Origin of the sequence: Dysgonomonas sp. 521 (assembly GCF_010501055.1) — a bacterium.
Classification (GTDB): Bacteria; Bacteroidota; Bacteroidia; order Bacteroidales; family Dysgonomonadaceae; genus Dysgonomonas.
The window spans coordinates 1,351-8,107 of sequence record NZ_QVMO01000136.1 but is presented as its reverse complement, the minus strand read 5'-3'; the positions used below and the strand labels follow the sequence as shown (position 1 = coordinate 8,107).

Genomic DNA, 6,757 nt, shown 5'->3' with positions numbered 1-6,757 from the left:
GACTTCAAGATACGAAATTCTGCAATATTAAGCAAATAATTTAAGAGATAATTTGTTGGTAAATAACTTATTATATACTTTTTAAGGAGCGACTATCTACTCGCTACCACCGGAAGAAAGGAACGACTACCAGCAGATATTCCAGTACCGGATACTGGATGTAAGAGGGCAATATGTAAATGTTGTCAGTCGGCATCAGGTATTCGAAAAGGATATGAAAGGAAAAGCTTGGATAATTATGGGTGTCATGGATATATCTCCCGACCAGATACCTTCGGCGAAAATCAAGCGGACGGTTATAAACAGGAAAACGGGCGAGATACTCACTTCTGCATTGATTCCGACAGACAAGCGATTAACCATCCGCGAAAAGGAGATACTTTTATTAATTCGTCAGGGATTGCTGAGCAAAGAAATTGCCGACAGGCTCAATCTTAGCATTTACACTGTAAATAACCACCGGAAGAATATATTGGCGAAACTGGATGTTGATAATATAATTGAAGCTATTAATCTGGCACAGGATTGCGGCATCATCCGTTAACTGATACGAACATCCCTGTTTGCCTCTTTCTGTCAGAATCTTTTCACTACACTTATAGCTACAAATAGCCATTTCTCAGATTGTTGTAACGCAGTAATTTTAGACTCTTTTTTGTGTCTTTTTTATGCTTAAACAACAATGAATACAGTATTTAATAAAACAGAGGAGCAAGAACGTGAATATTTGCGGCAGATTATCAATTTGTTGGATAAGATAATCAACAATACGGATATGTCGGTCAAAGAGCATGTCGATACATTGGCTGACTATAAGGATTACTTATGGTCGAACAAAGATATCGATCCGCATGAAATACGCTCCATGCGGGAGAGTATTCTGAATCATTTTGCAGTGGGAGAAAGTGTGATTGGCAGGCGCAAGCGGCTCGGTAAGATTTTTGATAACCCATATTTCGGGCGGATCGACTTCAAAGAGAAGAATGGGGCTTGTAATGCTTTGCCTGTCTATATCGGAGTTCATTCGTTCTACGATCCTGATAGTAAACAGAACCTTATATATGACTGGCGTGCGCCTGTCTCGGGCATGTTCTACGACTGTGAACTGGGAGAAGCTTTTTATACATCCCCAAAGGGGGAAGTAGCGGGGGATATTTTATTGAAACGCCAATACCGTATCCGCAATGGGAGAATGGAATTTATGATTGAAAGTTCCCTGACAGTTCACGATGATATCCTGCAAAAAGAACTGAGTGCCAACGCGGATGATAAAATGAAAAATATCGTTGCGACTATCCAGCGGGAGCAAAACCGGATTATTCGTAATGAGGATGCGAATGTCCTTATTATCCAAGGGGTGGCAGGTTCGGGCAAAACGTCAATTGCCCTGCATCGTATTGCTTACCTGCTATACACTTTTAAAGATAGCCTTTCGTCAAAAGATATTCTAATTCTCTCTCCCAATAAGGTTTTTGCGGATTATATATCAAACGTACTTCCCGAACTGGGAGAAGAAACCGTACCCGAAACCGGTATGGAGCAAATCCTGTCCGGTGTATTGGATAATAAATATAAGTTCCGGAATTTCTTCGAACAGGTTAACGAATTGCTCACAAAGCCGGCTCCGGGTTTTTCTGACCGGATACAGTATAAAGCCACTTTCGATTTTATTTCAGAGTTAGACCGGTTTATCCTGCATATAGAAAACCACTACTTCAAAGCCGTGGATGTGAAGCTGACAAAGTATGTCACTATTCCGGCCGGATATATCGAAGAACAATTCCGCCGTTTCAACCGTTATCCGATGCGTCAGCGTTATGAGGCGATGACCGATTATATTCTGGAGATGGCACAAGTCCGGTACCGGATCGCGGTTACTACTGCCGAACGGAATACCCTTAAAAAAGAGATAAGGAATATGTTTAAGGGAAATAATGACATGCAGGTTTACAAAGATTTCTTCGAATGGATAGGAAGACCCGAACTGTTTAAGATGCGAAAGAACCGTACACTTGAATATGCAGATTTAGCGCCTTTGGCATATATCCACACCATATTGGACGGGAGTAATGTACAAAGCAAGGTTAAGCATCTTCTGGTTGATGAAATGCAGGACTATTCGCCCATACAATATAAAGTGCTGCAGAAACTTTTTCCGTGCCCGAAAACTGTTTTAGGAGATGCAAACCAGACGGTCAACCCCTACGGATCATCTACTGCCGGAATGATCCGGAAAGCACTGTCGGCAGGAGAGGTGATGAAACTATGCAAAAGTTACCGGTCAACCTTTGAAATAACCGATTTAGCGCAAAAAATCCGAAAAAATGAAGAACTGGAACCTGTTGTCCGTCATGGTGAAAAACCACAAATTCTTAGATTCAGGGATGAGGAAGAAGAAATTTCGGGTATTGCCATGTTGATCTCTGCTTTCAGGGAATCAGTTTATAAATCCCTCGGTATCGTTTGCAAAACAGAATCACAAGCAGAAGAAATGTCAGAGAAGCTGAAACTCTATGCCGATGATGTATACTTCCTGTCGAGCCGGAGTTCGGCTTTTGCACAAGGTATTCTTATTACTTCCGCCCACATGGCAAAAGGGTTGGAATTTGACGAAGTAATCATCCCTCAGGCAGATGACACGAATTACAGTTCCGGGATTGACAGGAGCATGTTTTACATTGCCGCAACAAGGGCAATGCATCGGTTAAGCCTTACATATTCAGTTAAACTTACATCATTTCTGCAATCTCAATGACCGAAGGTTATTTAGAAAGGGACAAAGTCATTGCCTCCCCCCTGCATAGGATGCGGATCCTGGTCGGGGCTTACCGGATGATTATTGATTTTGGAAGAGAATTGCTGGCCTGCGCCGAAATTATAATCATCATCAATATTCTGGAAGCGGGCAAATTCACTTTTGAACCGTAGCAGGACATCTCCGGTAGCACCATTACGGTGCTTGGCTATGATAATCTCGGCAAGGCCGATTAAAGAATTACCTTTGTCGTCTTCGAATATCTTATAATATTCGGGCCTGTGAATAAAGCATACCATATCGGCATCCTGTTCTATGGCTCCCGATTCGCGGAGGTCGGACAACTGGGGGCGTTTACCTTCTGCTCCTGTACGGCCTTCCACACCGCGGTTTAGCTGCGACAGGGCTATAATAGGGATATTCAATTCTTTGGCCAGACCTTTCAGTGAGCGCGATATCATACTCACCTCCTGTTCGCGGCTGCCATAGTTCATACCGCTGGCATTCATCAATTGCAGGTAGTCGATAATAATCATCTTTACACCATGCTCGCGTACCAGACGGCGGGCCTTTGTCCTCAGTTCGAATACGGATAAGCTTGGAGTATCGTCAATATACAGAGGGGCGTCGTATAGCTCTTTTATTTTGAAGTCCAGCTGTTCCCATTCGTAAGGGAGTAGCTGCCCGTTTTTAATCTTTTCGCCCGGTATTTCGCATGTGTTTACTATCAGACGGTTTACAAGCTGAACATTCGCCATTTCCAGTGAGAACAGGGCAACAGGGCATTTGTAAGATACTGCCATATTCTTAGCCATGGAAAGTACGAAAGCCGTTTTCCCCATCGCCGGACGTGCGGCTATAATAACAAGGTCGGAATTTTGCCAGCCGGATGTGATTTTGTCCAGAGCGGTAAAGCCTGTTTCCAACCCGCTTAATCCGTCATCACGGCTTGCAGCTATTTCGAGTAAATGCAGTGCTTCTTTAATAACAGGGTTTATCTGCGTAACGTCTTTTTTTACATTGCGCTGCGAAATCTCGAAAAGCTTACTTTCGGCTTCCTGCATCAGGTCGTCCACATCTATTGTTTCATCGAACGCTTTATTTGCTACCCCTGACGAGAAGGAAATTAGTTCCCGTGCCAGATACTTCTGGGCTATAATGCGCGCATGAAATTCTATATGGGCGGCAGAGGCGACTTTCTCGGTAAGCTGGGCTATATATACAGGCCCGCCTACAGTTTCCAGTTCGCCATCCTTTTTGAGTTGTTCTACAACGGTCAGCATATCGATAGGAGCCTGACGTACTGCCAGGTCTACTATTGCCCTGTATACAAGCTGGTGTATAGGATCGTAAAAACTTTCCGGTTTTAATATATCACTGACCAACGAGTAGGCATCTTTTTCAAGCATTAGGGCTCCCAGAATAGCTTCTTCCAGTTCGCGAGCCTGAGGTTGTATTTTCCCTATATCCGGGACTACTGTTGTTTCCTTCGTCTTACGTCGTCCTTGATTTCTGTTGTTCGATTCTGCCATTTACAGCTTTCCCTTTCCTTTATTTTTATCCAAAGATATAAGAAATAACGTTTGGTGCAGATTTAAGTTTTGAACACTGCTGTTAATAACTTGCCGTAATATAGGATTATTCTCTCTAAATCATTAACGGGGAACCTGTAATCGGATCGTATATAAATTATCTTATATAGAGATCCTTGACGTAATAAGCTCCATTTTATTCTGAGGAAGCAATGAGTAAAAAGTAACAGAGAGAAACAATATAAAAGGTGTCACTTTTGTCACTTTTTATATTTTATTTTAATCGTAAGATGTATATAATGAGGTTATTAAAAGGGTAGGCTGTTGGAAAAAAAGTAACGCAGTTTTAGTTAAAAGCTATTCATTCCTGTTTCAGAGTTCGATGAATAGATATTATACCTAGAAACATTCCTGCCAGCGATATGGATAATAATACCTGTTCGCTTGATTCCAGTCCATAATAATTCTTATCGGCAGCTTTTTCAAATATAGAACCGCATAAGATGAAAAGATATATCAGGCAGGGAAAGAATAAGCTGGCAGATATCCCATTGAATATAGTTACGGCCTTCGAATAATTAATTCCTTTGCTTCGTTTTACTGTTAATGTGTACGGAATGTATAGGGCTGCAAAGCCAATTATAATATTGGAAGGGTAATAAATAAGCAGATTCGGAGTATCCATGTAAAAAATAAAATTCACATAGAGGTACCATACCAGGAATACCGCGATAAGGGCGATGCCGAATTTCTTTCTGCTTATGGTCTCTTCAAAATTGAAAAACAGGTTATAGATATATCCGTTCTTCATTTATGGATTATATTTAGCGCCTTTCAGTATTGTCTGCGCATCCATCGATAAGATATCTTCAACCAGAAAACCTTTTTTACGGGCATATTGATTCACTATCTGCCAACCCATCCAAGCGCCTATGCGCCCGGGAGACTGGGGAGATACCACAGATGTAGACGCGGCATCGTTTATGAGGCGTGTAATCAGCATGTGGTCTGTAGAATAGAGGTAGTTTTCCTTAACGATAGTCTGCCAGATACTTTTTTCATTATCCTTGCACCATGCCGTCTGTTCGGAGGTATATCCTATCAGGTTATTGGGGTCTTCATCGGGGAGGAGTATAGATAAAGCATAGAGTATCTTGCCTTCGTTTACCATTGCCGTAAGAAGATTTTGCCGGTCTGCATTCGTTTTTATAATATCACTCATCAGCCACGCTTTGATATAATCTTTTACAATATCCTCAGGTTGCATCTGCATGCGTTCGTAAGGCTGGAAAAACTCAAGGTAAGCAGGGTAATCGCTGCCCATATATTTGTCTATAGATAAGGATATCAGGTTGTCTACAATGATAACGTTGGCTCTGAATCCCGAGACATGCATTGCCAGCCGGGGAAGTTTTTTTCCTTCGAAGTTTTCTTCTATCAGGTCATTCACTTTCGTAAGCTTCTCTTCGTAGACAGACACGTCTTCGTATTTGGCCAAGGCATCCTTGTATACTTTCAGGAGAGACTGATTTGCAAAATACTCTTTGAGCACAGGGAAGAACGTAGCCGGTTCATTCGTCTTCATCGCTATTTGTCCGAACGCCGGAAGCAGAAGCGGATATTTTTCCCTTAACGATTTCTCTTTCTCCGAATCGGGTTGCTGTATATAGCCGTATATATCTTTGTCGAAGCGGATGATAGATATTCTTTCCGGTTGAGTGTGGTGGTTGTCACTTTTTACAGTGCCGGAACAACCGATGAAAGACAGGATAATAAAGCCCAGCAGATAAGTTATATTTTTCATTTATTTCCTTTTAAGATTTCTTCTTTGCGAAGATAATTTATATTTTCTAATTTTGTTCAGCTTTGTAAACAAACATGTGTCCGCTATGTTATAACTGAAAAATCAGAAATATATTTTGTAGGGATATGTAAAGAATAAAGCCGGAATATATAAATAATGTGAATCAGTATTTGATTTTGCTTAAATTATACGTTCAATTACATTAGTCGTTTTGCGAGACTCGGCATAACATGAATTTTTAATTCAGTTCTGCCCTCGCTACTTAAAACGTTCTTTTATTTTTTATCCTGCGCGCAATCACAGATTGCTTACCTTACTTTTGGCCGAAGCTCCAAAAGTAAGCAAAAAAGCATTGCGCCCCACTTCGCCGTACGACCCACCATCGGCTTGCCGGCTGAATGAAGTGATGAAAGATTCATCATTGCAATAATTGACAGACGATGCTTAAAAGCGCCCGCACTTCATTCTACGCCGCCTGCACCGGGTGGGTACCCCGTACGCTTGCTAATGGCGCTGGCTGACGCACGACAAGAATAATGGATAAGCCTCTGCCTTGTCGCCGCATTGCGGTTCCGTGCATACGTTCCGCAGGCGGGGTACCCACCCGGTGCAGGCGGCGTGAAACGGGATGTTGTCCGAGCCGCAGGCGAGTTTCGTCCCGTTTAG

At 42.2% G+C, this 6,757-nt stretch carries 5 protein-coding genes; 2 read left to right on the top strand and 3 right to left on the bottom strand.

What is annotated here, in order from left to right; genetic code table 11:
• The first annotated feature begins 214 nt into the window (after positions 1–214).
• Together D0T84_RS20775 and D0T84_RS20770 are read left to right on the top strand one after the other, a co-directional pair.
• A complete protein-coding gene (locus D0T84_RS20775) occupies positions 215–544 on the top strand; it encodes a response regulator transcription factor (protein WP_255495515.1) in 330 nt (109 codons plus the stop codon).
• Between the two features lie 138 nt (positions 545–682).
• Positions 683–2,755 carry a 3'-5' exonuclease gene (locus D0T84_RS20770; protein ID WP_163309791.1) on the top strand — a complete coding sequence of 691 codons (2,073 nt, stop codon included), beginning with the start codon at positions 683–685 and terminating at the stop codon, positions 2,753–2,755.
• A gap of 11 nt (positions 2,756–2,766) precedes the next feature.
• Here the strand turns inward: D0T84_RS20770 and dnaB are convergent, their stop codons facing one another.
• From dnaB to D0T84_RS20755, 3 genes are all read right to left on the bottom strand, one after another.
• Entirely contained in the window at positions 2,767–4,287 is a 1,521-nt protein-coding gene (gene dnaB / locus D0T84_RS20765) for a replicative DNA helicase (protein ID WP_163309789.1), read from the bottom strand.
• A gap of 361 nt (positions 4,288–4,648) precedes the next feature.
• On the bottom strand, positions 4,649–5,098 hold the full coding sequence (locus D0T84_RS20760; RefSeq protein ID WP_163309787.1) for a hypothetical protein: 450 nt from the start codon (positions 5,096–5,098) through the stop codon (positions 4,649–4,651).
• The gene (locus D0T84_RS20755; protein WP_163309785.1) at positions 5,099–6,091 is read right to left on the bottom strand and encodes a hypothetical protein; all 993 of its coding nucleotides are present in this window, start codon (positions 6,089–6,091) and stop codon (positions 5,099–5,101) included. It abuts the gene before it with no gap.
• Between the last annotated feature and the right edge of the window lie 666 nt (positions 6,092–6,757).

Excerpts from the sequence above, each read along its gene's own strand:
- D0T84_RS20755 (WP_163309785.1), bottom strand. The coding sequence starts at position 6,091 with ATGAAAAATATAACTTATCTGCTGGGCTTTATTATCCTGTCTTTCATC.
- D0T84_RS20775 (WP_255495515.1), top strand. The coding sequence starts at position 215 with ATGAAAGGAAAAGCTTGGATAATTATGGGTGTCATGGATATATCTCCC.
- D0T84_RS20770 (WP_163309791.1), top strand. The coding sequence starts at position 683 with ATGAATACAGTATTTAATAAAACAGAGGAGCAAGAACGTGAATATTTG.
- dnaB (WP_163309789.1), bottom strand. The coding sequence starts at position 4,287 with ATGGCAGAATCGAACAACAGAAATCAAGGACGACGTAAGACGAAGGAA.
- D0T84_RS20760 (WP_163309787.1), bottom strand. The coding sequence starts at position 5,098 with ATGAAGAACGGATATATCTATAACCTGTTTTTCAATTTTGAAGAGACC.